This window comes from Phyllobacterium sp. K27, assembly GCF_054796155.1.
Genome location: NZ_CM139240.1, coordinates 219,942 through 246,646 on the forward strand (window position 1 = coordinate 219,942; position 26,705 = coordinate 246,646).

General features: G+C 53.5%; 22 protein-coding genes and 1 pseudogene. 3 read left to right on the forward strand and 20 right to left on the reverse strand.

The window, feature by feature from the left end; translation table 11 throughout:
• The first annotated feature begins 27 nt into the window (after positions 1 to 27).
• On the forward strand, positions 28 to 2,979 hold the full coding sequence (gene polA, locus ACYJL1_RS01060) for a DNA polymerase I (RefSeq protein ID WP_460896623.1): 2,952 nt from the start codon (positions 28 to 30) through the stop codon (positions 2,977 to 2,979).
• 12 nt (positions 2,980 to 2,991) lie between these two features.
• Here polA and ACYJL1_RS01065 read toward each other — a convergent pair whose 3' ends face one another.
• The 14 genes and pseudogenes from ACYJL1_RS01065 to ACYJL1_RS01130 form a co-directional block, all read right to left on the reverse strand.
• Complete coding sequence (locus ACYJL1_RS01065) at positions 2,992 to 4,572, reverse strand: FGGY-family carbohydrate kinase (protein ID WP_460896624.1); 1,581 nt, start codon at positions 4,570 to 4,572, stop codon at positions 2,992 to 2,994.
• On the reverse strand, positions 4,572 to 5,258 hold the full coding sequence (locus ACYJL1_RS01070) for an HAD family hydrolase (protein WP_460896625.1): 687 nt from the start codon (positions 5,256 to 5,258) through the stop codon (positions 4,572 to 4,574). Before ACYJL1_RS01070 ends, ACYJL1_RS01065 begins: the two co-directional genes overlap by 1 nt.
• The gene (locus ACYJL1_RS01075; protein WP_460896626.1) at positions 5,258 to 6,736 is read right to left on the reverse strand and encodes a mannitol dehydrogenase family protein; all 1,479 of its coding nucleotides are present in this window, start codon (positions 6,734 to 6,736) and stop codon (positions 5,258 to 5,260) included. The genes ACYJL1_RS01070 and ACYJL1_RS01075 overlap by 1 nt, the downstream gene beginning before the upstream one ends.
• Before the next feature lie 58 nt (positions 6,737 to 6,794).
• Positions 6,795 to 7,571, reverse strand: a complete 777-nt coding sequence (locus tag ACYJL1_RS01080) for an L-iditol 2-dehydrogenase (RefSeq protein ID WP_460896627.1) — start codon at positions 7,569 to 7,571, stop codon at positions 6,795 to 6,797.
• A gap of 21 nt (positions 7,572 to 7,592) precedes the next feature.
• A complete protein-coding gene (locus tag ACYJL1_RS01085; protein WP_460896628.1) occupies positions 7,593 to 8,591 on the reverse strand; it encodes an ABC transporter ATP-binding protein in 999 nt (332 codons plus the stop codon).
• 42 nt (positions 8,592 to 8,633) lie between these two features.
• On the reverse strand, positions 8,634 to 9,464 hold the full coding sequence (locus ACYJL1_RS01090) for a carbohydrate ABC transporter permease (protein WP_460896629.1): 831 nt from the start codon (positions 9,462 to 9,464) through the stop codon (positions 8,634 to 8,636).
• A 4-nt stretch (positions 9,465 to 9,468) separates the two neighbouring features.
• On the reverse strand, positions 9,469 to 10,341 hold the full coding sequence (locus tag ACYJL1_RS01095; protein ID WP_460896630.1) for a carbohydrate ABC transporter permease: 873 nt from the start codon (positions 10,339 to 10,341) through the stop codon (positions 9,469 to 9,471).
• A gap of 100 nt (positions 10,342 to 10,441) precedes the next feature.
• A complete protein-coding gene (locus ACYJL1_RS01100) occupies positions 10,442 to 11,752 on the reverse strand; it encodes an ABC transporter substrate-binding protein (RefSeq protein ID WP_460896631.1) in 1,311 nt (436 codons plus the stop codon).
• Between the two features lie 111 nt (positions 11,753 to 11,863).
• Positions 11,864 to 12,817, reverse strand: a complete 954-nt coding sequence (locus ACYJL1_RS01105; protein ID WP_460896632.1) for a sugar-binding transcriptional regulator — start codon at positions 12,815 to 12,817, stop codon at positions 11,864 to 11,866.
• A gap of 86 nt (positions 12,818 to 12,903) precedes the next feature.
• Positions 12,904 to 13,176: pseudogene (locus ACYJL1_RS01110) on the reverse strand (Rdx family protein); the annotation flags it as partial.
• On the reverse strand, positions 13,173 to 13,631 hold the full coding sequence (locus ACYJL1_RS01115) for a hypothetical protein (RefSeq protein WP_460896633.1): 459 nt from the start codon (positions 13,629 to 13,631) through the stop codon (positions 13,173 to 13,175). The pseudogene ACYJL1_RS01110 and the gene ACYJL1_RS01115, both read right to left, overlap by 4 nt.
• A gap of 761 nt (positions 13,632 to 14,392) precedes the next feature.
• Positions 14,393 to 14,677 (reverse strand): GIY-YIG nuclease family protein, encoded by a 285-nt coding sequence (locus ACYJL1_RS01120; RefSeq protein WP_460896634.1) that lies wholly within the window; start codon positions 14,675 to 14,677, stop codon positions 14,393 to 14,395.
• Positions 14,678 to 15,086: 409 nt separating this feature from the next.
• A complete protein-coding gene (locus ACYJL1_RS01125; RefSeq protein WP_163025389.1) occupies positions 15,087 to 15,251 on the reverse strand; it encodes a hypothetical protein in 165 nt (54 codons plus the stop codon).
• Between the two features lie 113 nt (positions 15,252 to 15,364).
• Entirely contained in the window at positions 15,365 to 16,993 is a 1,629-nt protein-coding gene (locus ACYJL1_RS01130) for an RNA-directed DNA polymerase (protein ID WP_460896635.1), read from the reverse strand.
• A gap of 103 nt (positions 16,994 to 17,096) precedes the next feature.
• On the opposite strand from ACYJL1_RS01130, the gene ACYJL1_RS01135 reads away from it, so the two are divergent.
• Positions 17,097 to 17,336, forward strand: coding sequence for a hypothetical protein (locus ACYJL1_RS01135; protein ID WP_460896636.1), 240 nt, complete (start codon positions 17,097 to 17,099; stop codon positions 17,334 to 17,336).
• 46 nt (positions 17,337 to 17,382) lie between these two features.
• Here ACYJL1_RS01135 and lepA read toward each other — a convergent pair whose 3' ends face one another.
• The gene (gene lepA, locus ACYJL1_RS01140) at positions 17,383 to 19,191 is read right to left on the reverse strand and encodes a translation elongation factor 4 (RefSeq protein ID WP_460897896.1); all 1,809 of its coding nucleotides are present in this window, start codon (positions 19,189 to 19,191) and stop codon (positions 17,383 to 17,385) included.
• 148 nt (positions 19,192 to 19,339) lie between these two features.
• Here lepA and ACYJL1_RS01145 point away from each other — a divergent pair, with 148 nt between their 5' ends.
• The gene (locus ACYJL1_RS01145; protein ID WP_460896637.1) at positions 19,340 to 19,888 is read left to right on the forward strand and encodes a DUF2239 family protein; all 549 of its coding nucleotides are present in this window, start codon (positions 19,340 to 19,342) and stop codon (positions 19,886 to 19,888) included.
• Between the two features lie 7 nt (positions 19,889 to 19,895).
• On the opposite strand, the gene ACYJL1_RS01150 is transcribed toward ACYJL1_RS01145, so the two are convergent.
• The 5 genes from ACYJL1_RS01150 to pgi all read right to left on the reverse strand — a co-directional run bounded on the left by ACYJL1_RS01150 (position 19,896) and on the right by pgi (position 26,560).
• A complete protein-coding gene (locus ACYJL1_RS01150; RefSeq protein WP_460896638.1) occupies positions 19,896 to 21,878 on the reverse strand; it encodes a PhoX family protein in 1,983 nt (660 codons plus the stop codon).
• A 117-nt stretch (positions 21,879 to 21,995) separates the two neighbouring features.
• The gene (locus tag ACYJL1_RS01155; protein WP_460896639.1) at positions 21,996 to 22,985 is read right to left on the reverse strand and encodes a threonine ammonia-lyase; all 990 of its coding nucleotides are present in this window, start codon (positions 22,983 to 22,985) and stop codon (positions 21,996 to 21,998) included.
• Positions 22,986 to 23,063: 78 nt separating this feature from the next.
• A complete protein-coding gene (locus ACYJL1_RS01160) occupies positions 23,064 to 23,810 on the reverse strand; it encodes an HAD family hydrolase (protein ID WP_460896640.1) in 747 nt (248 codons plus the stop codon).
• Positions 23,810 to 24,862, reverse strand: coding sequence for a M14 family metallopeptidase (locus tag ACYJL1_RS01165; RefSeq protein WP_460896641.1), 1,053 nt, complete (start codon positions 24,860 to 24,862; stop codon positions 23,810 to 23,812). Before ACYJL1_RS01165 ends, ACYJL1_RS01160 begins: the two co-directional genes overlap by 1 nt.
• Positions 24,863 to 24,907: 45 nt before the next feature.
• Positions 24,908 to 26,560 (reverse strand): glucose-6-phosphate isomerase, encoded by a 1,653-nt coding sequence (gene pgi / locus ACYJL1_RS01170; RefSeq protein WP_460896642.1) that lies wholly within the window; start codon positions 26,558 to 26,560, stop codon positions 24,908 to 24,910.
• Positions 26,561 to 26,705: the final 145 nt, after the last annotated feature.

Sequence of the window (26,705 nt, forward strand, 5' to 3'; positions counted from 1 at the left end):
TAGCTATGTTCATTTATTTCTGTAGCCATGAAAAAAGGTGATCATCTCTTCCTCGTCGACGGCTCCGGCTACATTTTCCGCGCCTACCACGCTCTTCCGCCACTCACGCGGAAGTCGGATGGCCTGCCCGTCGGTGCGGTTTCAGGTTTTTGCAACATGTTGTGGAAGCTGTTGCGGGAAGCGCGAGACACGTCTGTGCGCGATACGCCCACGCACTTCGCAGTCATTTTCGATTACTCGTCGACAACCTTCCGCAAGGAAATCTATCCGGAGTACAAGGCAAACCGTTCTGCCCCGCCGGAAGACTTGATCCCGCAATTTGGTTTGATCCGGCAAGCAACAAAAGCTTTCAATCTGCCTTGTATCGAGAAGGAAGGTTATGAGGCCGACGACCTCATCGCCACTTATGCTCGGATGGCAGAAGCTGTGGGAGCCGAAGTAACGATTATTTCGTCAGACAAGGATCTGATGCAACTCGTTACACCGCTGGTGTCTATGTATGACAGCATGAAGGACAAGCAGATCGGCATTCCTGAGGTGATCGAAAAGTGGGGTGTGCCACCCGAAAAAATGATCGACCTGCAGGCGCTGACCGGCGACTCGACAGATAATGTCCCTGGCATTCCTGGTATCGGGCCAAAAACTGCAGCCCAGTTGCTGGAGGAGTTCGGCGATCTGGATACGTTGCTTGCGCGCGCCGGGGAAATCAAACAGCAGAAGCGTCGCGAGAACATAATTCAGTATGCCGAACAGGCTTTGATCTCGCGTCAGCTCGTCACCTTAAAAACCGATACACCTATTGATGTGGGTCTTGAGGATTTTGGACTGGAGCCACAGGATGGACCCAAGCTGGTGGCCTTTCTCAAATCCATGGAGTTTAACTCTCTGACTCGCCGCGCTGCAGAAGCCACCGGCGTGGATGCCAGCGAAATCGAAGCCGCTAATCTCAAGATTGAAGCTGTTGCCGAAGCCCGTGGCCCCGATCTGGACAGCGCCGATTTTGGTACGCCCCAGAATGTTGAAACTTCATCAGACCGGATCGTCGTCTCAACCAAGCCCACATCATCCAATGTTTCCGCGACACCGGCTGATCTTGTGAAGGCTCGCACGGACGAAGCATTGTCAGCAAAAATTGATCGTAGTTCCTACACGACCATTCGCGACATTGCCTCACTGCAAATCTGGATTGATGAAGCTATGGCGGCAGGCGTCGTGGCTTTCGATACACAGACAACTTCTGCCGATCCGATGCAGAGCGAAATTGTGGGTCTGTCTCTCGCCACGCGGCCAGGCCGGGCTGCCTATATCCCGATCAATCATAAGTCGCGAGATGGCGATCTTCTGGGCGGCGGATTGCTTGAACATCAGGTTTCCGAGGCTGAGGTTTTCCGCCTGTTGAAACCGATGCTTGAAGACGCGTCGGTTCTCAAGATTGCCCATGCAATGAAGCATGAATGGCTGGTCATGCATCGTCACGGTATCGATCTTCATCCCGTCGATGACACAATGCTCATTTCCTATGTGCTTGATGCCGGCGAAGGTCATCATACCATGGACAGCTTGAGCGACCGATGGCTGGGCCATAAGCCTTTGGTCTACAAGGACCTGGTCGGGTCTGGTAAATCAACGCTTACATTTGACAAAGTTGAAATAGACAGAGCCACCGAGTACGCCGCGGAAGCTGCTGATGTTACGCTACGGCTGTGGCGGTTGCTGAAGCCGCGGCTTGCGGCTGACGGCCTTACCTCGGTTTATGAGCGGCTCGAGCGGCCTCTTATTTCGGTTCTTGCACGTATGGAAGAGCGGGGCATTTCCGTGGATCGGCAAATCCTGTCTCGCCTGTCGGGTGATCTCGCGCAATCGGCGGCGGCCATCGAGGAAGAAATTTACAAACTTGCCGGCGAAAAGATCAATATCGGCTCTCCCAAGCAGATGGGCGATATATTGTTCGGAAAAATGGGACTGCCGGGAGGCTCCAAGACAAAAACGGGACAATGGTCAACATCTGCACAGCTTCTCGAAGATCTTGCCGCAGAAGGCCACGAACTACCCCGCAAGATCGTTGATTGGCGACAGCTGACCAAGCTGAAATCGACCTATACGGACGCTCTCCCCGGCTACATTCATCCTGACACCAAACGGGTTCATACATCCTATGCCATGGCCGCAACCTCGACGGGACGCCTGTCATCGTCGGAGCCGAACCTGCAAAATATTCCTGTGCGCACCACAGAAGGCCGCAAGATTCGCACTGCCTTCATTGCCGCGCCAGGCAATAAGCTGATCTCCGCAGATTACAGCCAGATCGAACTGCGCGTTCTTGCGCATGTGGCGGAAATTCCCCAACTAACTCAGGCTTTCGCGGATGGCATCGACATTCATGCCATGACAGCCTCTGAAATGTTCGGCGTTCCTGTAGAAGGCATGCCCTCGGAAGTGCGCAGGCGCGCAAAGGCCATCAACTTTGGCATTATCTACGGTATTTCCGCATTTGGCCTTGCCAATCAGCTATCCATTCCACGCGAAGAAGCCAGTCAATATATCCGGACCTATTTCGAACGCTTCCCGGGAATCAAGGATTACATGGAAGCGACGAAGGCCTTTGCCCGTCAGCACGGTTATGTCGAAACCATTTTTGGGCGCCGGGCGCATTATCCGGAAATCCGCTCATCGAATCCGCAATTACGGGCTTTTAACGAGCGCGCAGCGATCAACGCGCCAATTCAAGGCTCTGCAGCCGATATTATCCGCCGTGCCATGGTGCGTATGGATGCAGCCTTGAAGGATGCGAAACTCACCGCGCGGATGCTGCTTCAAGTGCATGACGAACTGGTTTTCGAAACTATCGAAGATGAGATGGAGGCAACACTTCCCGTCATTCGCGACGTGATGGAAAACGCGGCCATGCCGGCAATTTCGCTTTCCGTTCCACTACAGGTGGACGCGCGCGCTGCACAGAACTGGGAAGCGGCGCATTAGAGCTATTCTTTCTTAATGCAAAGCATCCAAAGCTTTGCGCTGGGCGTGCATTTCAAGGAAGATTCGATAGTCGCGATCAAGACGTTGACGCGCCGTCGGATCAGGCTGGCGAGCGCGCCCCCCTTGCTTCATCGCAATACAGGCCGAAGATAGATCAGAGTAAATGCCTGCAGCTTTGGCAGCAACCATCGCTGTGCCGAGGAGCACTGCATCTTCGGCGGCGGAGGTTATCACCGTGCAACCAGTAGCATCAGCATACAGCTCCATAAGCAGCGGGCTCTTAATATGTCCGCCGGTAACATGCATCGTATCGATAGCATAACCCTTGTCGTTAAACGCATCGAGGATATGGCGCACGCCAAGTGAAATGCCGACAGCGGTGCGCCAATAAAGGCGACATAGGCTGTCAAATGATGAATCCAATGTTAGACCGCTGATAACGCCCACAGCGTGAGGGTCGGCAAGAGGTGATCGATTTCCATGAAAGTCGGGCAGGACATGCAAGCGATTTGCAAGATCCGGCTCTATTGCGCGAAGCTCCAGGATACGCGCTGTGATCTTTTTATGCACGTCACCGTTTGGTTCGCCACCGGCCCCATGCCAGCGGATAATATGATCGAGCAAGGCCCCGGTTACAGATTGGCCACCTTCGCTCAACCACACATCTGGAAGTGCAACGCCATGATAGGGGCCCCAACCGCCTCGAAACGATATCTGCTCTTGTGATAAAGCCATCAGGCAGCTTGACGTTCCCGCTATCAGTGCAAGATGGCGATCAATCTGGGACAAATCGCCGGCAAAACCACCAAGGACACCAAGTGAGCCAGCGAATGCATCGATCAGACCAGCTCCTACACGGCAATTTGTTGTCAGTCCCAATGCTGTTGCAGCTTCGTTTGTCAGTGCACCAAGATCGGTTGCCACAGGACTTGCAACGTCCGGGAGGTTGCCACGCTCAATCAGGTCTTCCAAGCCAATTGTTTCTAAATAATCCGTCTGCCAGCCCTGCTTTTCGTGCGCCAGATAGGTCCACTTACAGGTCAGCGTGCATTGCGAGCGCGCCAATGACCCTGTTGCTTTCCAGCTCAGATAATCTGCCAGATCAAAAAAGTACCCAGCCTTGTTCCAAGTCGTCGGCAAATGACGCTTCAACCACATCAATTTCGGCGTCTGCATTTCCGGTGACATGACGCCGCCCAGAAAATCGAGGACTTTATGGCCGGTCGCTGTGCATTCATCAGCTTCGTCCAAAGCACGGTGGTCAAGCCAGACAATAGTATCCCAGCGCTGCTCGCCAGAGGTCGCGACTGTGAGCTGCTCAGCTTGCATATCGCGAACGACCAATGAACACGTGGCATCGAAGCTGAGGCCCACCACGTCTGCCGGATCAATTTTGGCCGCCGCAATCGCACCTTGCACGGAAATACATACAGATTTCCATATATCTTCTGAATCATGCTCGGCATGATCGCCCATTGGGCGATTCATTAAGATTGGGTGCTCTACGCGGCCAAGAAGGTTACCATTTATATCCAGAATGCCCGCACGGGCGCTTCCTGTACCAACATCTACAGCGCAGACAAATTGCGGCATCAACGAACTTTCAGTACGGCTTCCTGCGACGCGAGTAGGCCAGGCAATTGCAACATGTCGTTGAATATAAGGTCTGGATCAAGAGACGCAAGCGTTGACTCCAGCCTGCCACCACGCGAATGCGTTCCCCCCGTGAAAGCGAAAACACGCATACCCGCTGCTTTGGCGGCCTGTATACCCGCCGGACTATCTTCGATCACCACACAATCAGCCGGATCGACATTCATCGTCTTCGCAGCAAACAAAAACAGATCCGGAGCAGGTTTGCCATTCTTGACCATGGTGGCGCTAAAAATATGCGGGTCAAGCAGGTTAATAAGTCCGGTCAGCCTCAGCGATAAACGGATGCGTTCCGGCTGGCTTGACGAAGCAACACAGCGCGGCAGCGGCAATCGCTTCAATGTATCGGCTATGCCGGGGATTGGCTGCAAATCAAGCTCAAAACGCGAATAAAGATTGGTCCGCATTTCGTCCAGGTCAGCCTCGCTGGCAGCGAAACCATAGTCTTCGTGGAGAATCTTACTGATCGTTGCCATGCTTCGCCCGAGAAAACGATCATAAGCATCATCCTCAGACATGGTAACACCACTCTTGGCAATCATCTCCAGCAGCACAGCTATGGAGATCGGCTCACTGTCAACGAGAACGCCGTCGCAATCGAAAATAACAAGCGAAGGATCTGCCATCAGAGTTTATTTTCAAGATAGAGTTTCAAAGTTTCGCGCGCGCCTTTGTCCCAGAGTGTCCGGAGAATACGCGAAAATGATTCGACGAAAACCGGTGCTGTACCTACATCGCCAAAAATATCAGTCATGGCAAGGAATGCCTTGGGGTCGTCCCTGGCCTTCAAAGCCTCAATCTTTAGTCGTTCAGCGCTGGCATCCAGATAATCAGTCGGCTTACCGCTATCGGTTGTTCCTGCACAGAACCGGCACCACAATGCAGACACGAGAGAGAGGCCGGTAATGCCGTCACCTGACTGCAACCTGTCGGCAGTTGTCGGCAGGATGAATTTTGGCTGACGGTTTGAACCGTCCTGACAAAGACGCTGAATTGTATCGCCAATCTTGGGATTGGAGAAACGCCGTACGATCAAGTCGAAGTAATCGTCGAAAGGCATATCAGGCACTGGCGGCAGAACTGGAATAATCTCTTCACGTTCCAGTTTTGTCAGAAAGTTGCGGATCAATGGCTCTTCCATCGCTTCGTGCACAAAATGGATATCCATTAACGCTGCGGGATAAGCGATTGCCGCATGTCCGCCGTTGAGAATGCGGATTTTCATCAACTCATACGGTGCAACATCCTTGACGAAGGTCACTCCGACTTTTTCGAGTGCGGGGCGACCAGTCGGAAAGTTATCCTCAAGCACCCATTGTTTGAACGGCTCGCAGAATACCGGCCAATTGTCCTCAACCCCGAATTCCGATGCCAAGAAGTTGCGCTCCCGATCCGTTGTTGCAGGTGTTATGCGATCCACCATGCCATTCGGGAAAGCCACATTTTGCTTCACCCAATCGCCAAGCAAAGGATCAATCAGAGCCGCTAAACCGCCAACGGCATCACTGGTGACGTGACCATTGCCTGGAATATTGTCACAAGACATTACTGTAAAAGCGGGAGCACCCTCGCTACGACGGCGTATGAGGCCAGCCAGAATCAGGCCAAAAACCGTTTTCGGGTTCTTGATATCAGCTGCATCTGCCGCAATGGCAGGATGTTGCGGATTGAACTTTCCAGACGCCGGATCAATAAAATAACCGCCTTCGGTAATGGTCATTGATACAATACGAATTTGCGGATCAGCAAGACGGGCAATCATGTTTGCAGCATTGCCTGGCTGAATGTAATCAATCATGGCCGAGGTGACGTGCGCTTTGCGATGTCCACTGTCTTGTTCGACGACAGTGGTAAGCCAGTCCTGATCCTTGAGTTTCTGACGCATGGTTTCATCAGACGGCAGAACCCCGGCACCAACCAGACCCCATTCATGATCCGTACCCGCATTGAACAATTCATCAAGATAGACCGCCTGATGTGCTCGATGAAAATTCCCGATACCAAAGTGGATAATCCCGGGTTTCAGATCCGATTGCTTGTAGCTGGGCACGCTGACACTTTCCGGCAATCGGGTCAAAGCGTTCTGCGAAAGTTTAACAGTCATCGGGATCAACCCTTCTTTTCATTTATACCGTAAGCGCGCATTGCTGCAGGCTTGCAGTTCAGCTCAACCAGTTGCCGCCATCTACATTGTAGGTCTGGGCAACAATGTAATCGCTGTCGCTGGAAGCGAGAAAAACGGCCATTCCAGTGAGATCATCTGCGGTGCCCATTCTGCCGAATGGGACAGCTTCGCCGACGAGGCGTTTCTTTTCCCCGCGTGGTCTGTTCTCATATTTTGCAAAGAGGGCGTCCACTCCTTCCCAGTGCTCGCCATCCACGACACCCGGTGCAATGGCGTTCACATTGATGCCATGCTCGATAAGGTTGAGACCGGCAGATTGGGTGAGGCTGATCACTGCCGCCTTGGTTGCACAATAGATCGCAACAAGCGGCTCACCACGACGTCCTGCTTGGCTCGCCATATTGATGATCTTTCCGCCTTTGCCGCGAGCAATCATGCGTTTAGCGACGGCCTGTAGTGTGAAAAGTGTTCCGGCAAAATTCACTGCAAACAGTTTATCATAGCTCTCACGCGTAATATCGACGATCGGCGCCAGGTCGAAAAGCGCAGCATTGTTGATGAGAATATCAATGCCACCAAACTTCTCGACCGTTTCGGCGACTGCAGCATCAATCGATTCCTGATTGGTCACGTCGAGCCGAACTGCATGGGCTTTGCTGCCAAGCTCGGACGCGGTCTGTCGAGCGCGCTCCAGATCGATGTCGGCAATAACAACGTGGTCTATACCTTCACGAATGTAAGCTTCTGCAAGCGCGCGACCGATACCCCGTGCTGAACCTGTGATGAATGCTGTCTTGCCCGCAAGCCTGCTCATTTCGAATGCCTGCCTTTCCTGTTATATGGCTTGACCGTTTGCATCGAAGAGATGCAAACGGGAAGGATCAGGCGTCAGATACACTGACTGCCCATGTTCCGTTGCGAAATCACCATCTGTGCGTACGGTGATCTTCCCCACGCCCTCAGTTTGCACATGAATGAACGTGTCAGAACCCAGACGCTCTGTTACGCCAACAGTGCCTTTCCATGCGCCTTCCGCCTTCGATACCTGGACGTGTTCAGGCCGGACGCCCAAGGTCGCAGCATTATGTTTTTCAGCTTCGGCACCCTCTATGAGGTTCATGCGCGGCGAGCCAATGAAGCCAGCTACAAAAACATTCTTTGGATTCTTGTAGAGCTCTAACGGTGAGCCCACCTGCTCAATGCGCCCCGCGTTCAGCACGACAATCTTGTCAGCCATGGTCATGGCTTCCACCTGATCGTGCGTTACATAGATCATCGTTGTTTTCAGCTGATGATGCAGATCGCTGATTTCGAGGCGCATATTTCCACGCAGGGCCGCGTCAAGATTGGACAGAGGTTCATCGAACAAAAAGGCTTTGGGCTGACGCACAATGGCGCGGCCAATGGCAACACGCTGGCGTTGACCACCCGATAGCTGCCCGGGCCTGCGATCCAGATAGTTTGTCAGATTGAGGATATGCGCTGCATCCTTGACCTTTTTGTCGATCGCAGACTTCTCCTGACCGTCCATCTTCAGTGGGAAAGCTATATTCTGATAGACACTCATATGCGGATAGAGCGCATAGGATTGAAACACCATCGACAGGCCGCGCTTGGCTGGCGCTTCGCTCGACATATCTTTGCCATCGATGATGATGCGCCCACCGCTCAAATCTTCAAGACCAGCGATCATGCGAAGGAGTGTGGATTTTCCGCAGCCGGAGGGCCCGACAAAGACAACGAATTCGCCATCACTGATTTCAAGATCGATTTCCGGAATGACCGAAGTGGTGCCGAACGACTTCGATACTTTTTCGAGTGTTATGCTTCCCATAGTATTTTTCCCATCTCTTTTGGCACGGCCAAAGGTCAGAAATTATTTGACGGCGCCAAAGGTCAAACCGCGAACCAATTGCTTCTGGCTGAACCAGCCCATAATGAGGATCGGAGCGATTGCCATGGTGGATGCGGCTGACAACTTTGCCCAGAACAATCCTTCAGGACTCGAGTAGGAGGCGATGAAGGCTGTCAGAGGCGCAGCATTTGCGGCAGTCAGATTAAGTGTCCAGAATGCTTCGTTCCATGCCAAGATGATATTGAGCAGCATTGTTGAGGCAATGCCGGGAATGGCCATGGGCGTCAGCACATAGACAATCTCTTTCATGAGCGATGCGCCATCCATACGGGCTGCCTCAAGGATTTCGCCCGGAATTTCCTTGAAGTATGTGTAGAGCATCCAGACAATGATCGGCAAATTGATCATCGTCAGAACCGCGACAAGGCCGAGACGCGAGTCGAGCAATCCCCAATCCCGGAAGATCAAATAGAGCGGCACAAGCACTCCGACCGAAGGCATCATTTTGGTGGACAGCATCCACATCAAAACATCCTTTGTGCGCTTTGTTGGTGAAAACGCCATGGCCCAAGCGGCCGGTATCGCCAATGCCAAGCCAAGGAGAGTCGAACCAACCGAAATGATTATGGAGTTCATGACATGCTTGCCATAGTCGGAACGGCTCTGCACTTCGTAATAATTGTCCAACGTCCAGTCAAAGAACAGGAACTGCGGAGGCGTCGCCACAGCAGTACCTTCCGTCTTGAAGCTAGTCAGAAACGTCCACAGGATCGGAAAGAAGATCAGGAATCCGATACTCCAACCGAGAACTGTGAAGATGAGTTTCCGTTGCGTTGTAACCGAGCGGGCCATGATTCTACCTCTCCAGGTTCTTGCCGATGAGGCGAATGAGGAAGAAGGCAACGATGTTGGCGAGGATGACTGCAACGATGCCGCCAGCGGAAGCTCCACCTACGTCAAATTGCAGGAGCGCTTGCGAATAGATGAGGTAGGCAATGTTGGTCGTCTGCAGACCCGGTCCACCATTTGTGGTCACCAGAATTTCAGCAAAAACACTCAGTAGGAAGATCGTCTGGATGAGAACGACGACGGTGATCGCCCGTGAAAGATGCGGAAGGACCAGATGGATGAAACGCGATAGCGGTCCAGCTCCATCCATCTCTGCCGCTTCGATCTGCTCGCCATCAAGAGATTGCAATGCAGTCAACAGGATCAGCGTTGCAAAGGGCAGCCACTGCCATGCAACAATCAAGATGATTGAAAACAGCGGGACCTGAGCAAACCAATCCACTGGCTGGAACCCAAAGGTTCGTGCGATCCACGCAAAGAGCCCATTTACCGGATGCATCAGCATATTCTTCCAAACCAACGCCGACACGGTAGGCATGACGAAGAATGGCGCAATGACCAGAAGACGGACAATACCCTGACCCCAGAATGGCTGGTCCAGAACAATCGCCAGAAGAATGCCGCCAATGACTGTAATCAACAGCGTTCCACCCACCAGCAGCAAGGTATTGCCAAGGGCAGTGAAGAAAGCGGGATCAGTCAGAAAGTACTGGTAATTGAGAAACCCAACATACTCCTCGGTTCCCGGCATCAAGAGATTGTAGCGCAGGAATGAAAAGTACAGCGTCATGACAAGCGGCACGATCATCCACAGGAGCAAGAGGATGACGGCGGGCGACATCATGATACGGGCAGTTGCGCGTGTCTGAAGCGTAGCCATGGTCAGGATCCAATACAGCGATCATTAACAAACAAATGTGCAAAGGAGGCCCGGGCGGCTCCCGGCATTCGCGCCGAAAACCGCCCGGAGCCAGGAGGATCTACTTGATGTAACCGCCTTTTGTCATTTCGCGGGTCGTCAATGCCTGCGCGCTCTGCAAGGCCTGATCGACGGTTACAGAACCTGCAAGCGCTGCCGCGAATTGCTGACCAACTGCCGTGCCGAGGCCCTGAAACTCAGGAATGGCAACAAACTGGCCACCCGTATAAGGCACCGGCTTGACTGTCGGCTTGCTTGTATTGGCTGCCGTCATGGCTTCGAGCGTAATCTTGGCGAATGGGGCGGCCTTCTGATATTCCGGATTGGCATAAAGCGAAGTGCGCGTGCCCGGAGGAACATTTGCCCAGCCCTCCTTGCTCGCCACGAGTTCGGTATAGGCCTTGTCAGTCGCCCAGGAAACGAACTTTTGCGCTGCTTCTGCCTTTTTCGTACCGGCAGGAATGCCAAGATTCCATGCCCAAAGCCAGTTGCCATGGTTCTCAAAGCCGCCTGTCGGGAATAGAGCGTAGCCGACCTGATCTGCAACCTTGGATTCCTTCGGATTGGTCACGAAGGAAGCTGCAACAGTAGCGTCAATCCAGATGCCGCATTTGCCGGTCTGGAACAGGGCCAGGTTTTCATTAAAGCCGTTCGAAGAAGCGCCAGGAGGGCCGGCTTCCTTCATCAGATCGACATAGAAGGTCAGTGCCTTCTTCCATTCCGGCTGATCAAACTGCGGTACCCACTTTTCATCGAACCAGCGCGCACCGAAGGAGTTTGCCGTTGCCGTCAGAAGGGCCATGTTCTCGCCCCAACCAGCCTTGCCGCGCAGGCAAATGCCGTAAGTCTCGGTGGACTTGTCGGTCATCTTCTTGGCAGCATCAGCAATCTGGTCCCAGGTCGGCTTTTCAGGAATGGTCACACCGGCTTTCTCAGCCAGATCCTTGCGATACATCACCATGGCGCTTTCGCCATAGAATGGCGAGGCATAGAGTTTGCCATCAACGGAAACGGCATCGCTGATCGACGGCAGGAGATCGGCCTTGTCATAATCCGCACCCAGACCATCGAGCGGCAGAAGCCAGCCCTGCTTGGCCCAGATCGGCACTTCGTAAGTGCCGATGGTCATCACATCATACTGGCCGCCCTTGGTGGCGATATCGGTTGTGACGCGCTGGCGAAGAATGTTTTCTTCAAGCGTTACCCATTCGAGCTGAATGTCCGGATTCTTCTTGGTGAAATCATCGGTCAGTTTCTGCATGCGAACCATGTCGCCATTGTTGACCGTGGCAATGGTCAATGTCTCCGCATGGGCGAAGCTGACCATGGCCGCGACGGAAACCGCGCCGAGCAGAAGCGTTCTCTTAAGCATTTCATTCCTCCCGAATGTTATGAGCAATTGCTTTTGTTGTGGGCAAATACTCACACATAGATGAAATGAGTCAAGGGCAATTCGTCGCTGCACTGCACAATAAGAGAGAAATCAGCTCGCCAGCAGAGCCTCAGCGGTACGCTCGTCCGTGATCAAGCCGTTGATAAGATTGCCCTTGAGCGCTGCGGCAATGCCCGGCATCTTCTTTTCGCCTTTGGCGATAGCAATGACCATGGCCGTCTCGCGTGAAGGAATAAGCGCGCTGGCGACGCGCTCATTGGTCAATCCTTCAATCGCCACACCATTGCGATCAAAGGCGCGCCCGACGATTTCACACACAGCACCGGCCTGCCGCAAAGCCTGCAATTCAACGCGCGAAATGAAGCCGTCGACAAACAGCGGCGCGTCATCCTCCAGATCGCCAATGCCGATGAAGGCCACATCCGCCTTGGCCGACAATTCCAGCACGGAGCGGATCATCGGCTGACTATGCAGCAATTCACGCTCCTCCGGCGAGGAAGCGATGACCGGCAAGGGCATGGGAAAGCTGCGCGCCTTTACCTTTTCGGCAATATTAAAAATAACATTGTAAAAGGCAGCCGAACCATCCGGCGCGATATTGCCCGTCAACGAAACCACCTTGTGTTGCGGACAATCAATGGGAGACAGCATTTCAATGGCCGCTTTCAGCGTACGCCCCGTGCCAATGCCGACAACCACCGGCGCTTCCATTTTCAGCCAGCGCGTCATTTCCGCCGCCGCTGCATCCGCCACGCCAAGCGTGGTCGATGTGGAACCCGGATCAGTCGGCACCACTTCGGCCATTTTCAGACCAAAGCGCTGTTTCAGCTGCGCCGCCAGATCAAGACAATGGGCAATGGGATGGTCGAGCCGAACCTTGACCAGCCCTTCGGAAACCGCCAGCGACACCATGCGCTGGGCGGACTGGCGCGACACGCCAAGCTTTGCTGCAATCTCATCCTGCGTATTGCCGGCGACATAATAGAGCCAGCCCGCGCGCGCCGCATCATCCAGCTTGGTCGTGGTAACTTCCGGCTTACTCACTTGTCTGCCCCGCCCTTAAGCGCCTCGCTTTGCTCGTTGCTGGCGGGGACCCCATTGTCTGCCCCGCCCTTGAACGCCTTGTGCCCGTCGGAATGGCCAAGGTCCCGCTCCGGCCAAACAATATCGCGCAGTTTCTGCTTGAGCACTTTGGCTTCCGGAAAGCCGCCATCGCGCTTGCGCTCCCAGATAAGGTCGCCATTGACATGAATTTCGAAAATGCCGCCCGTGCCGGGGATCAGCGCCACCTCACCCAGATCAGCGCCGAATGTGGAGAGCAGCTCCTGTGCCATCCAGGCGGAGCGCAGCATCCAGCTGCATTGTGTACAATAGGTGATGGTGATGCGCGGTTTCGTTGTCATGTCTCCTCTACTACCATTTTCCGGCTGGGATGTAAGGTGCCGTCTGGCGCCACGAGCGGGTTGTAACCGGATTTCAGAATATCGCCCACCTTGACAACACCCGCGCGTGCCCGCTCAGCCATCTCCACCGTGCCGCAGAGAGGAAAAAGCATGACAGGATAGTCGTCTTTCGGGAAAAAATCGCGCCGTCCGGTGCAGCATTGCTTGCGGCGGCAGGCGGGCTTTTTGCACGTCCTATGATAGCCAAGTGCCGTTGCCATGCCCTGAAACAGCGCGAGCATCACCACATAGCCGCGATGGGCGCGCTTTTGTATATCTATATCGGCAGCATATTGCTCATCTGTCTGTTGCGGATGTCTTGGCCGCAACTCAAAGGGCAGTTCCGGCAGCGGCTCCGGTATGAATGTGCAAAATGGCACCAGATCGTCTGGCCAGGATTGTTTGCGTTTGCCCATGCTGATTTTCTCCGTGGTTTTTCCTTGCCACGCCCGCTTTCGCGTCTGGCTATTGCTTGTGGTGGGAAAGACGGGCGGTCATCGAAGCGCGTCTTTGTAGTAATTCAAGCGATCCGAAGACCGCCCGTCCGGCGATTTTGCATTCTGCCCGTTCCGCTTGGGAGGCTTCGGGCTAATCATGAAATGCCATTTGCGGCACGCCATGCGTTCGCCTTGCGCCCCTTAAAGTGCTCGTCCAGCACGCGCCGTTCCTGGTAACGGCAGGGGAACCCTTGGACAGAACTTCCCCGGATAGCGGGTCCGTAACCCGTCATCGGAGGCGCCCATCCTTCCCCAAACTTCGAACGGCTCCGGAAGCTGTTTCCCGCGGGAAGGACACGAGCAGAATAGTTCAGAGCAGGAGCTGTTGGATAAGTTTTTGGAAGATTATTTTTTGGAAGCCTGATTTGCACAAACCAAATGCGCCCTTCGACAAGCTCATCCTACCCTCTCCGTCATCCTCGGGCTCTTGACCCGAGGATCTATAGCAACAGAACGACCCTCGCGCTGTTCCCGGAATTCCTCGTCCGGGTGGATCCTCGGGTCAAGAGCCCGAGGATGACGGAGAGGCGGGTGCAAGGCTGGAGGATGACGGAGAGGTGGGTGTGAGACCGGACAATGACGGAGGGGCAGCGCGGGGCTGAACGAAGGAGGACGAGAGCGTCAGGGGGCTATTGTCCTATGTGGGCCGAGACATGGGGCAGTCAACTGGATGATGCAGTTTAGGAGAGCGTCGCATAAAGATCATCCCAACCCGGATTGGTCGTTTCGATCAGGTCGATTTTCCACTGCCGATACCAGCGCTTCAATGATTTCTCACGCTGGATTGCGTCCACAATTGACTCATATTGCTGATACCAGACGAGTCGAGTGCATCCATATTTCCATGCGAAGCCCGGTGTATGCCCTTCGCGGTGCTGATATATGCGACCGGGAAGATCAGACGTTACACCAATATAGAGCGTGCCATGCTTTTGATTGGTGATGATGTAGACATAGCCAGCCATTCAGCCTCCACGGAGACTTTGGGCTCATGACTGTGCTGATGTAAATTCTACAAAAGTTGAAGATGCGAAGAGCAACGCCTTGGTGCTTACCTCTTGGTATTGGCACCATCTCCCTACCCAAGCCTGACACCGTCATCCTCGGGCTCTTGACCCGAGGATCCATTGCTTATGTGCTTGGCTCTAAAGGATATGATTCTTCGCGTTAACTGAGTTGTGGATCCTCGGTTCAATTCTCGGGTTAAAACCCGAGGACCGAGGATGACGGAAAGGGGGATGCTTTGCGATCATCTCTAACCCGCCCCCTCGACCAATCATCACACCTCATGGCAAGCCACCCCCTCGCTCATGGTGAGCTATCCTGAGCCTGTCGAAGGGCGAACCACGCACAACACCACCGCCATCAAGCAGATCAGCGGCGGGTCATCTCGCGGGCAATGCGGCTGAAATCCGCCTGTTTGATGCCGATATCGGCGCGGTCTGCGGCGCTCATGCTGTTCAGCAAAGCCAGCGCATTGCGATAATCCGCATCATTGCGACGACGCCCACGCTTGGCAAAATCAAAGATAAAACTCATGGCCTGATCCTATGGCAATGTTTGGTTGACCATAAGATATGCGCAGATGGGCGGATTGTGCAGTGCAATATTGGAATGGCTGGTATGTTGGACTGCACTTAACCAAAATTATCTTAATACCCAAAGAATAAACTCCCCAAGAAATTACTTTTAATCTTTGTAGCAATTCTCCGTTCGCGTAAGATTGCTTTTCGCTTCAGGAAATTCCGCTTCTCATCATAGAAGACGATATCTCGACTAAAAAACGGTTCTAGTATCGGGTTATTACGAATTTTACTGCTTGGGTCTCTGAGCCAGCCATGCCTTACCCCTTCATATGCGAGTAACCATTCGGGACCATAAAGGCTGGATTGAACAATCTCTTTCTCCCAAACCTTTGTTGGAAGCACATTAAACTGACCTCTCTCCTTCATATCTAAAAGTATAAGTCGAATACAGGCACTGTCCAAATCCTCGGATAGATCCGGAATGCGCGTATCACTCAGATTTATTTTCAAGGACCTAAGTAGGCTTAAACTCCATATTGCCTCATGATGTCGATGTGTTTCGATCGCGTCTTCCGCATACCTGATGAATCTGCTTCTTATGCGGTCAATATTTATGGGTTTTCTCTCAAAGTGAAAATTACTAATCATCTTTGCGCAATCGGCAATCACGCGCGGATCTACAATAACGGCCTTAGATAAAAACGACTGAACGAATGGCACATCTTGGTTTCTAATGTTTTTGTTGAAAAGAATTGCTATTACGTACTTTAAGACAAAATCCTTGGGATTTGCGATCTGTAGCGATATTGCAGAAGTAAGGAAAGAATGCAGGTTTGTTCCTATAAGGGAATTATAACGACCATTTATTTGTGACAGTATGTGAGCTTGCCAAATGGGTTGTTGAAAGTCCTTGATATGATGAATTGAGGTCTTCGATCCATTGATATCCAGCCCCATCGCCTGATAGGCAATAATAATTTTTGAAAGTCGTCGCTCCGCCTGTTCGAGAGATTCACAACCAACGAGCCAGTCGTCTTGAAGGCGATCAGCATTGTATTTTGTTAATCCTTCTTCTTTTGCCACCTCTACATCAATTGAAGCGGAAACTATATCAGCAACTACGCGAGAAGTATCAGGGCCAATTGGTATACCGACTGTTTGGTTTCTATTACATTTTCTCAAAAGAACATCGATTTGATCTGCTAGAGAATAGCTATACTTTGATAAATTGGACTTAACTTTTTCTTTTCCGTAGGCCGCCCACGGGATGGAATGAGTATAAATTGAAGGATAGAATCTGCTCACATCCGATTTTACGAGCCAGTTCGCAAATGACTCGATCATTTCTTTATGCGCTTGATGTGCAGCAAACATTGGCTCTGGAATAGCTCTTGCATTCCCATCAATGATTACAGTCTTATCGAAAGAAAACTGCGACCTCATCAACCATTGTTCCACCGTATTCCAGTTTCTCGAAATCAGAGCATTCAACATCGCCTGTGGCACAGGGTGCGTTATATTAAGTATTCTTCTCTCATGATTTCCTTTAGGCGTAGATATAATCTCTGGCTCGCAATCCTTTACTCTTGATAGTTTCTTAGGATTCTTGTAATTTGCCGGTATAGTACCGTTGGCTGCCCAATCTTTTAGAATTTCTCGGCAGTCCCGGCCAAAATCCTTTGTTGTAAATGAAAGTGGCAATTCTTTTGGGAAATATCCGTTTGCTGTAAGTATTGAAAACCGATCTATTGGCATTTACAATTTCCAATTGAGTGATAATTTTTACAAATACATTGCAGGTCGTCATTTTTTTATTAAAAAGAAAAGTTTTATCTAAATATAATATCATTATAATCTCATGAAGAGTCTACCACTCTTCCTGCTCGACAGTCAAAGGCTTGATCCCCGGCGTGGCGGGTTCGGGGCGTTGCGGGTCGATAATGACCGGCGTGGGGGCTGGGCGTGGCGTGGTGCAGGCTGTGGCGCTGCACAGGGCAAGCGCGCAGAAAAGAAAGCCACAGAGAAGGCGCAAAGGCCTGTGCGCGCGGAAAATGGCGCGAGGGGAGCGCGGATAGCGGCGGGCCGCTATCCGGTTTAGACTGGTTCGTGATCCCGGCAAAGCGGTTCCACCGTCCAACACAATATTAGTTGTCGCTCATCTTCAGCGCCTGAATGAAGGCTTCCTGCGGAATTTCGACCTTGCCGAACTGGCGCATGCGCTTTTTGCCTTCCTTCTGCTTTTCCAGAAGCTTGCGCTTGCGCGAGACGTCGCCGCCATAGCACTTTGCCGTCACATCCTTGCGCAGGGCCGAGATGGTTTCGCGCGCGATCACCGTGCCGCCAATGGCCGCCTGGATCGGGATTTTGAACATGTGCTTGGGGATGAGGTCCTTGAGCTTTTCGCAAAGGTCGCGGCCACGCTTTTCGGCAGCGGCGCGATGCACCATCATCGACAGGGCGTCCACCGGCTCGCCATTGACCAGCACCGACATCTTGACCAGATTGCCCTCGCGGTAATCCGACAGGTGATAATCGAACGAGGCATAGCCCTGGCTGATCGATTTCAAGCGGTCATAGAAATCGAACACGACTTCATTGAGCGGCAGGTCATAGGTGACCATGGCGCGCTTGCCGACATAGTTGAGATCGATCTGGATGCCGCGGCGGTCCTGACACAATTTGAGGATCGAGCCGAGATAATCATCGGGCGTGAGGATGGTTGCCCTGATCCATGGCTCCTCAATGGTGGCGATCTTCATCACTTCCGGCATATCGGCGGGATTGTGCAACTCGATCTGCTTGCCGTCGGTCATGTTGAGCTTGTAGACAACGCTTGGCGCGGTGGCGATGAGGTCAAGATTGAACTCGCGCTCCAGCCGTTCCTGAATGATCTCCAGATGCAACAGCCCAAGGAAGCCGCAGCGGAAGCCGAAGCCCAGCGCAGCGGAGCTTTCCATCTCAAACGAGAAGGACGCATCATTGAGCCGCAGGCGGCCCATGGCAGCGCGCAGATCCTCAAAATCCGCCGCATCGACGGGGAAGAGGCCGCAGAACACCACAGGCTGCGCAGGCTTGAAGCCGGGCAGGATGGAATCTGTCGGGCGCTTGTCCTCGGTGATCGTATCGCCAACGCGCGTATCGGCCACTTCCTTGATCGAAGCGGTGATGAAGCCGAATTCGCCGGGTCCAAGCTCGTCCACGGCAACCATTTTCGGCGTGAACACGCCGGTGCGCTCAACCGGATATTTCGCGCCGGTGCCCATCATGCGGATGGTCTGGCCCTTTTTGAGCACGCCATCAATGATACGCACAAGCACGATGACGCCGAGATAGGTGTCATACCAGCTATCAACCAGCATGGCCTTGAGCGGCTTGGTGCGATCCCCTTCGCGCGGGGGCGGCAGTTGCTTGACGATGGCTTCCAGCACATCAGGAATGCCAAGGCCGGTCTTGGCCGAAATCAGCACCGCCTCGCTGGCATCAATGCCGATGACATCTTCCACCTGCTCGCGGATACGCTCCGGCTCGGCGGCGGGAAGATCGACCTTGTTCAGCACCACGACGATTTCGTGATTATTGTCGATGGCCTGATAGACATTGGCCAGCGTCTGCGCCTCAACGCCCTGCGAAGCATCGACCACCAGCAGCGAGCCTTCGCAGGCCGATAGCGAGCGCGATACCTCATAGGCAAAGTCCACATGGCCGGGCGTGTCGATCAGATTGAGGACATAAATCTCGCCATCATTGGCCTTGTAGTGCAGCCGGACGGTCTGCGCCTTGATGGTGATGCCGCGCTCGCGCTCGATATCCATCGAGTCGAGCACCTGCTCCTTCATGTCGCGAAGCTCCAGCCCGCCTGTCGATTGGATCAGGCGGTCAGCAAGAGTGGATTTGCCATGGTCGATATGGGCGACGATGGAGAAATTACGGATGTGATCTAGTGGAGTGCTCATGCGCGCCACATAGAGCATTTTCAGGCGATTTGGAAGGGCGACCATAGCGGTAGACGATATTCGGTGCGAATAGTTTTACCCGGGTATATTGACGGCAGAGTTTTATCCGGGTAAATCCAACGCAAAGTTTGAACAATGGATGGAAATTATGGACAAAGTGACCGCCTTTCAGGGCAATACGAAAATCACAAGCGGAACGCGGGCCGAAGTGGCGCTGACGCTGAAGCGTCTGGAGGATAATGGCGAGGCAGTTCTTGTTTTCGATGACGCAACGGGCAGGCAGGTCGAGTTTGATCTGCGCGGCAGCGAAGCGGAAATATTGGCGCGGCTGGATAATGCCGAACCGCGCAAGCCGGGCCGTCCGAAGCTTGGCGTTACGGCACGCGAGGTAACGCTTCTGCCACGCCATTGGGAATGGCTCGCGGCGCAACCTGGCGGCGCTTCCGTTACGTTACGCAAGCTTGTGGAGGCGGCGCGAACAGCAAATGGCGGGCGCGAGGCAAAACGCCAGGCACAGGAAAGCGCGGACCGCTTCATGCTGGCAATGGCGGGTAACCAGCCGCACTACGAAGATGCCACGCGCGCACTTTACGCTGGAAACTATCAGCGCTTCATCGAGCTAAGCGAGGACTGGCCGCGGGATATCCGCGACCATGCCCGGCATTTGAGTGAGCCGACCTTCGACTGGCCGGACTGAGCGACGGTCAAACGCCGATCTTGCCACCGCCCTGTTTGGTGATTGCGACAACGGACGGACGCACAGGCATATCATCCTTGAAGTCCGGCCAGCGGGTGGACAGGTCTTCGTAGTATGACGGACGGCCAAAGCCTTCCCAATCTTCGCCGCCATCGGCGGGGTGTTGCACGGCCACCATCATGGTTGCCATATCCGGCAGCATGAGCGGACCGCACATTTCCGCGCCTATGGGCACGCGGAAGAAGAGCTTCGACGTAGCGCGGGCAGCGCCTTCCGTATCCACCGCCCATAGACCATCGGTACGACCCGTGTCCTTGGGCGAGTTGCCGTCTGTCGAAACCCACAGGCGTCCATCAGCATCGACAGAGCAATTGTCGGGCATGCCGAACCAGCCATTCTTTGTGGTCTCGGTGGAGAAAGATGCGCCAACATCGGCGACGGAAGGGTCACCGCATTTCAGCAATATTTCCCATTTGCCCTTTGTCGCGGCGAAATCGCCATCCGCCTCGGCAATTTCAATAATGTGACCAAAAGCATTTTTCGCACGCGGATTGGCAGCGTCGATCTGGTCATCCTTGCGTTTGGTATTATTGGTCAACATGACATAGACCTTGCCGTTGACATCATTGGGCTGGATGTCTTCCGGCCTGTCCATTTTGGTAGCGCCCAACAAATCGCCTGCGCGGCGGGTTTCGATCAGCACATCTGCCTGACTGTTAAAGCCATTGGCCTCGGTCAATGGACCCTGGCCGAACACAACCGGCATCCATTCAATGGTGCCATCAGCTTCAAACTTGGCAACATAGAGCGTGCCTTCATCCAGCAGGTCCAGATTGGCAGCACGATCCTCCGGATTGAACTTGCCGCTGGTTACAAACTTATAGACGTAATCAAACCGCTCATCATCGCCGAGATAGAACACGACCCGACCATCTTTGGAAACGATTGACTCGGCACCTTCATGTTTGAAGCGGCCCATGCTGGTACGCTTCTTCGGAACAGACAGCGGATCATTTACGTCGACTTCGACAATCCAACCGAAGCGGTTGGCTTCATTGGGGTCTTTCGAAACGTCAAAGCGGTCATGGAACTTGCCCCACTCGTAACTGCCCTCCGGAAGGCCAAGCCGTTTGTAATTGGCAGCTTCCTTGCTCTCGGCTGGCAGTTCACCTGTGAAGTAGCCATGGATATTTTCTTCGGCCATCACATAGGTGCCCCAAGGCGTGACGCCGCCTGCACAATTATTAATCGTTCCGAACACTTTCGTGCCGGATGCATCGGCATTGGTTTTCACGCGATCATGACCGGCAACGGGGCCGGATAATTGCATCTCCGTATTGGCCGTAATGCGACGGTTCAGCTTGCCATCCTTGACGACCTGCCATTTGCCATCGGTCTTTTTGATCTCTACAACGCTGCCGCCGTGGGCAGCCATTTCGATATCAACCCGCTTCTTGTCGGCAGGAGCGACTTCAATCTTGCCATCGGCTACCTTGACGATGCCGGGGAACATCAGATGTTCATTGGTGTATTCATGATTAACAACCAGAAGACCATGCTCGGAGGAACCATCTATCGGGATATATCCGACATAATCATTATTGTAGCCAAACTGCTTTGCCTGAGCTTCCGGAGTCTGGTTGCGTGGATCAAACTCTGGCGAATCCACAAAAATCCCATCGCCCCAACGTAAAAGCACATCCGCATCATACCCGGCAGCCACATGATGTTTTTCATCAATGCCCGCTTCCACTTCCTCAAAGCTGAAGGCAGATTTGGCCTCGGCGCGGGCATCATCAGCCAGCATCAACGCCATAGGGCTGACTGTGGCTGCAATAGCTGAAACGGCCAGCGAACCTTTCAGAAAGCCACGGCGGGAGAAACGTGCAGCAATGAGTTCACCCATTGTAGGATTTTCAGTCGGATTGTGGCCCGGACCTTCATTCTCTTCAAGCTGGCTGGTTCTGAAAACAGGAGTTTGATCATTCATGGCGCGACCTCTGGCTATCTGGCTGGGGTTGGGGATTAGAACCGTTCCAGATGGCTAGAAGTTCAGCGTAACAAACTGATGACAAAACTGTGTCTTTTACATCTCTACGACCAAGGTCTAAGATGTAGCGATCAGCTTGCTGTATGATTCCAGATCAACATTGCCACCCGAAAGAACGACGGCCACTGTCTTGCCTTCAATGTCGACTTCGCCCGAAGCCAGAGCGGCAAGACCAACAGAACCGCCGGGCTCCACCACCAGTTTCAGATCATTTGCCGCCTCACGCATGGCTTTACGCACCGCGATGTCTGAGACAGAGATCCCACCGGCAAGGTTTTGCCTGTTGATCGGGAATGTAAGATCACCCGGTTGGGCGGTCAGAATTGCATCGCAGATTGAGCGATGCCCCACCTCATTGCTGCGGATTTCGCCAGCCACAAGAGAACGGCGCAAATCGTCAAAATTATCCGGCTCTACGCCCCATATGCGCGTGTGGGGAGAGCGTGCTTTTACCGCAATCGAAACGCCACTGATGAGACCGCCGCCGCCACTTGGGACGAAAACATCATCCAATGTAATACCGCGCTCCTTGGCTTCATCGGCAAGCTCAAGCCCGATTGTACCCTGCCCTGCAATAATGGATGCATCATCATAGGGCGGCACCAAAACCATGCCACGCTCTTCAATGAAAGGGGCGGCAACCACATCCCGGCTCTCGGTATATCGGTCGAAGAAGACAACTTCCGCACCATAGGACCGGGTATTATCGATTTTAACCTGGGGCGCGTCGCTGGGCATGACGATAACCGCCTTGATGCCGAATATCCGGGCAGAACTTGCGACACCTTGCGCATGATTGCCTGAAGAGAACGCAACGATGCCGCGCTTTCTCTCTTCCGGTGTAAATTGACTGATACGATTATAGGCACCGCGAAATTTGAATGAGCCGGTCCGTTGCAGGCATTCCGGCTTGAAGAGAATGCGCGCTTTGTAGCGGTCGTTGAGCGTTTCCGATTCCATCAGCCGTGTCAGCACAAGCTGCCCCGACAACCTTTTTGCGGCAGCTTCGATATCGGCAATCCCGGCGGCAAAATCCTGATGATCCATGGCCCTCTCCTGTCAAATCAGCTATCCAAGTCGATAGCATTCTCCGATGCAGCAGGCACCCAAATCATTGTCATCATATCAATCGGGCACAGACACCCGTTTGGCACGCTTTTCCAGAAACTCCGGCAGCTCTGCAATTGAACCAAGAATAGCATCACTCAGATGGGCAAGGTCATCCAGCGTGCTGTTTCCCGACAGGACGCCGATAGCAAGTCCTGCACCTGCGGCATGGGCCATTTCCAGATCGTGGGAATTGTCACCAACCATAGCGATGGCTTCGACCGGCAAGCCGGTTCTCGATGCAAAGAGGTGCAACTGATCCGCATGAGGCTTGGCACGCACCACGGAATCATATCCGATGATTGCGGAGAAGAGTGGCGATAGGCCCAATGCATTAGCTGTGGCGCGAGCGCCTGCCTCTGAATCATTCGTTGCTATGCCGAGAACAAAACCCTGCGCGACAAGCGCTTCCAGCGTTACGTGCAATCCATCGATTCCGACAGCGCGGCGAGAGCCCTCCTGCACAGTATAATCATCATAATCGCGGATAAGCTGGCGTTTTTCTTCAAGCGTCAGTTCCGGATGCCACAGGTCGACAACATCATTGATGGTTCCGGCAGCAACGACCGAGCCACCGCGGAACTTTTGCATCTCCCAGTCATAGCCACCGGCCTCCACCAGAGCCTTCGCTCGGGTGTCGTCACCTTTGGCGGCCATTTGCGCCAGCTCCATAGTGATGCCAAACCAGGTTTTGTTGAAGTCAACCAGTGTTCCATCCTTGTCGAACAGAATACCGCGTATTTCGTGGAATTGTGCCGTCCGCATCAGGATTCCAACGAGCCGGGCCTGGCATTTTCAGAACGTCTGCTGCCAAGGAGTTTCAGGAGGTCATCGCCACGGCGGGTATAACGATGGCCGCGGCGCGTGAGAATCCGGCCAGACTGCGGGGCAGTCAGTGTTATGTCGCCAGCGGGATCGCCCGGCACGGTTACAACCGTAACGAGCTTATCGCCAACCTTCACTTCCGCTCCGATATCAACGTGGAACAGGATCATCCCGCCTTGCGGCGCGCGTATCATCTCGACATTTTCAAGCGGCGTGACAGGGCCGTTAAAATCCACTGTCAGCGCAACATTTGTGTCGACGATCACGCCACGCTGAACGAGGAACTTATAAAGACCTTCCGCATCGGACTTTCCAGTATCGATATTGACGTCGCTGAGGCCGCGAAACTCCACTGTCGTCACTGCACGGGTCTTCTGATCGGCTGTTGGCAGTTGCAACACCGGATGCGCGCAGGCTTCTTCAAACGCCGCATCAGCCGTGCTGTCCCATGAAAGAATGGCGGTAGAGCCAAGCGCGGACGCCAGATCATACATCTCAGGCAAGAAAGCCTGATGGATATAGAGATAGCTTTCACTTTCATCGTCACAATGCAGATCGAGAACAATCTCATGCGGAAGCGCCAGACGCAGAAGCTGGGCTTTCAACCGCTCTGCCAGCGGCTTTGGGCCATCAGTAGCTGGCAAGGAAGATGTGTCAAAATCCTCCAGAAGGGGAAATGAGCGATTGAAATTCGTGCTGGAGAAAAACTCGAAGCGACCAATATGCTGGTGCGCCAACCATTGCGCAGAGCCGATCGGATTGGCCTGAGGAACGACAGTGATATCCCCGGCGATACGACCTTCTTTGGCAGCTTTTTCCAGCATGGGGATGAGGAAATGCAATGCAGCCTGACCGGGCAGTTCCGAACCATGGAGGGATGATTGCAAATAGGCAGTTTTTGCCTCCCGATTATTGCCTTCAAAGCGCAACACGCGCAATTCGATGCTGTTGCCCGGCACATCGCCAGCCAGCTGTATTGTCTCGGTCTTCATCGTGTATTTCCCGGTTAGTTGTCTGCTCTTTATGCCAGTCTATCGTTATTTCTCGCGGCGTTTGCGCAGGTGCGCGACGAGTCCTTGCGTGGACGCGTCCTTGTCCTTCGCACTGGTCTCACCGGAGACAACAGGGAGAAGCTCGGTCGCCAGTTCCTTGCCAAGTTCTACGCCCCACTGATCGAACGCATTAATCCCATAAAGCTGCGCTTCGACGAAGACGCGGTGTTCGTAAAGCGCAATGAGACGGCCCAATGTATATGGATCCAGCTTGTCATGGATGATTGTTATCGATGGGCGGTTACCGGTGAAAACGCGATGCGGCGCAATGCGATTGACTTCTGATTTCGCCAAGCCCTTGGCGCTCAATTGTTCCTTGGCTTCTTCCAGCGTGCGGCCTTTCATCAAAGCCTCAGACTGCGCGAGGCAGTTTGCGAGCAACATCTGGTGCTGATTATCAAGGTCCGGCTCGTGTCCGTTGGCCGCAACGATAAACTCAACGGGAATCGTATCGGTGCCCTGATGCAAAAGCTGGAAGAATGCATGCTGTCCATTGGTGCCGGGCTCGCCCCAGACAACGGGTCCTGTCGGGCCTGAGACCGGCTTTCCGTCAACAGTCACACCCTTTCCGTTCGATTCCATATCAAGCTGCTGGAGATAGGCAGGCAAACGGGCAAGGCGCTGGTCATAGGGGATCACGGCGCGGCTTGTATAGCCCGAAATGGCGCGGTGCCAGTAACCGACAAGGCCAAGCATCATCGGCAGATTCTTAGGCAGCGCCGCTTTACGAAAATGCTCGTCCATCGCGTGAGCGCCATCTAGAAACCGTCCGAAATCTTCCGGGCCAATGGCAATCATCAAAGGGAGGCCAATGGCGGACCAGATGGAATAACGCCCACCAACCCAATCCCAGAATCCGAAAATACGATCAGCCGGAATACCGAACGCATCCACTTTCTCCAAAGCTGTCGAGACTGCTGCAAAATGCTTGCCAACAGCTTTCTCGCCCAAAGCATCGGCAATCCATTTTCGGGCCGCCTTGGCATTGGTGATTGTTTCAATTGTGGTGAAGGTCTTCGACGCAATGATGAAAAGCGTTGTTGCCGGATCGAGCCGCGCCAGCGTGTCGGCAATATCCGCGCCATCCACATTGGAAACGAAATGGGCTTTCGGTCCATCATGATAGGGGGACAGGGCCAGCGTTGCCATGGCTGGACCAAGATCAGACCCGCCTATACCTATATTGACGATATCGGCGATTGGCTTGTTCTTCGCACCCTTGATTTCGCCGGAACGAATGCCGGTCGCAAAGATAGCCATACGATCAAGCACGTCCTTGATGCCCGGCATGACATCTTGTCCATCGACTTTGACGGGTTTGCCGGAACGATTGCGCAGCGCAACGTGGAGAACGGCGCGGCCTTCAGTATTGTTGATCGGTTCGCCCGCAAACATGGCGGAGCGGCGGCCTTCAACATTGGCCGCCTTGGCAAGATTGCTGAGCAGTGCAAGCGTTTCATCATTGACAAGGCATTTCGACCAATCAAGCAGCAGATCGTCGAGGATAAGGGAATAGCGGGAATAACGTTTCTTATCGGCGGCGAAAGCCTCACGCATATTCTTGGGTGCGCCACTTTTCCAATGGGCCTTCAATGCCTGAACCGAACGCTTGATGCTGTCCGCTTGCTCTGACGCCATAGTCTATCTCCTGAAATCATTGTCTCATGCAAAATGTCGAGCGAAACTGCCACTAGAACGGCTTCAGTTCAATCGACGAAAGGTAGAATATCTTGGCTTTCCGCGATAAGTGATTGCTATGCCCAAAATGGGGCGATGTATCAGG

Coding starts and splice junctions, on each gene's coding strand:
- ACYJL1_RS01160 (WP_460896640.1), bottom strand. CDS start 23,810: ATGCGGACGGCACAATTCCACGAAATACGCGGTATTCTGTTCGACAAG.
- ACYJL1_RS01150 (WP_460896638.1), bottom strand. CDS start 21,878: ATGAATGATCAAACTCCTGTTTTCAGAACCAGCCAGCTTGAAGAGAAT.
- ACYJL1_RS01165 (WP_460896641.1), bottom strand. CDS start 24,862: ATGAAGACCGAGACAATACAGCTGGCTGGCGATGTGCCGGGCAACAGC.
- lepA (WP_460897896.1), bottom strand. CDS start 19,191: ATGAGCACTCCACTAGATCACATCCGTAATTTCTCCATCGTCGCCCAT.
- ACYJL1_RS01135 (WP_460896636.1), top strand. CDS start 17,097: ATGAAGAGTCTACCACTCTTCCTGCTCGACAGTCAAAGGCTTGATCCC.
- ACYJL1_RS01095 (WP_460896630.1), bottom strand. CDS start 10,341: ATGGCTACGCTTCAGACACGCGCAACTGCCCGTATCATGATGTCGCCC.
- ACYJL1_RS01100 (WP_460896631.1), bottom strand. CDS start 11,752: ATGCTTAAGAGAACGCTTCTGCTCGGCGCGGTTTCCGTCGCGGCCATG.
- ACYJL1_RS01085 (WP_460896628.1), bottom strand. CDS start 8,591: ATGGGAAGCATAACACTCGAAAAAGTATCGAAGTCGTTCGGCACCACT.
- ACYJL1_RS01075 (WP_460896626.1), bottom strand. CDS start 6,736: ATGACTGTTAAACTTTCGCAGAACGCTTTGACCCGATTGCCGGAAAGT.
- ACYJL1_RS01070 (WP_460896625.1), bottom strand. CDS start 5,258: ATGGCAGATCCTTCGCTTGTTATTTTCGATTGCGACGGCGTTCTCGTT.
- ACYJL1_RS01125 (WP_163025389.1), bottom strand. CDS start 15,251: ATGAGTTTTATCTTTGATTTTGCCAAGCGTGGGCGTCGTCGCAATGAT.
- polA (WP_460896623.1), top strand. CDS start 28: ATGAAAAAAGGTGATCATCTCTTCCTCGTCGACGGCTCCGGCTACATT.
- ACYJL1_RS01115 (WP_460896633.1), bottom strand. CDS start 13,631: ATGGGCAAACGCAAACAATCCTGGCCAGACGATCTGGTGCCATTTTGC.
- ACYJL1_RS01080 (WP_460896627.1), bottom strand. CDS start 7,571: ATGAGCAGGCTTGCGGGCAAGACAGCATTCATCACAGGTTCAGCACGG.
- ACYJL1_RS01145 (WP_460896637.1), top strand. CDS start 19,340: ATGGACAAAGTGACCGCCTTTCAGGGCAATACGAAAATCACAAGCGGA.
- pgi (WP_460896642.1), bottom strand. CDS start 26,560: ATGGCGTCAGAGCAAGCGGACAGCATCAAGCGTTCGGTTCAGGCATTG.
- ACYJL1_RS01155 (WP_460896639.1), bottom strand. CDS start 22,985: ATGGATCATCAGGATTTTGCCGCCGGGATTGCCGATATCGAAGCTGCC.
- ACYJL1_RS01090 (WP_460896629.1), bottom strand. CDS start 9,464: ATGGCCCGCTCGGTTACAACGCAACGGAAACTCATCTTCACAGTTCTC.
- ACYJL1_RS01120 (WP_460896634.1), bottom strand. CDS start 14,677: ATGGCTGGCTATGTCTACATCATCACCAATCAAAAGCATGGCACGCTC.
- ACYJL1_RS01130 (WP_460896635.1), bottom strand. CDS start 16,993: ATGCCAATAGATCGGTTTTCAATACTTACAGCAAACGGATATTTCCCA.
- ACYJL1_RS01065 (WP_460896624.1), bottom strand. CDS start 4,572: ATGCCGCAATTTGTCTGCGCTGTAGATGTTGGTACAGGAAGCGCCCGT.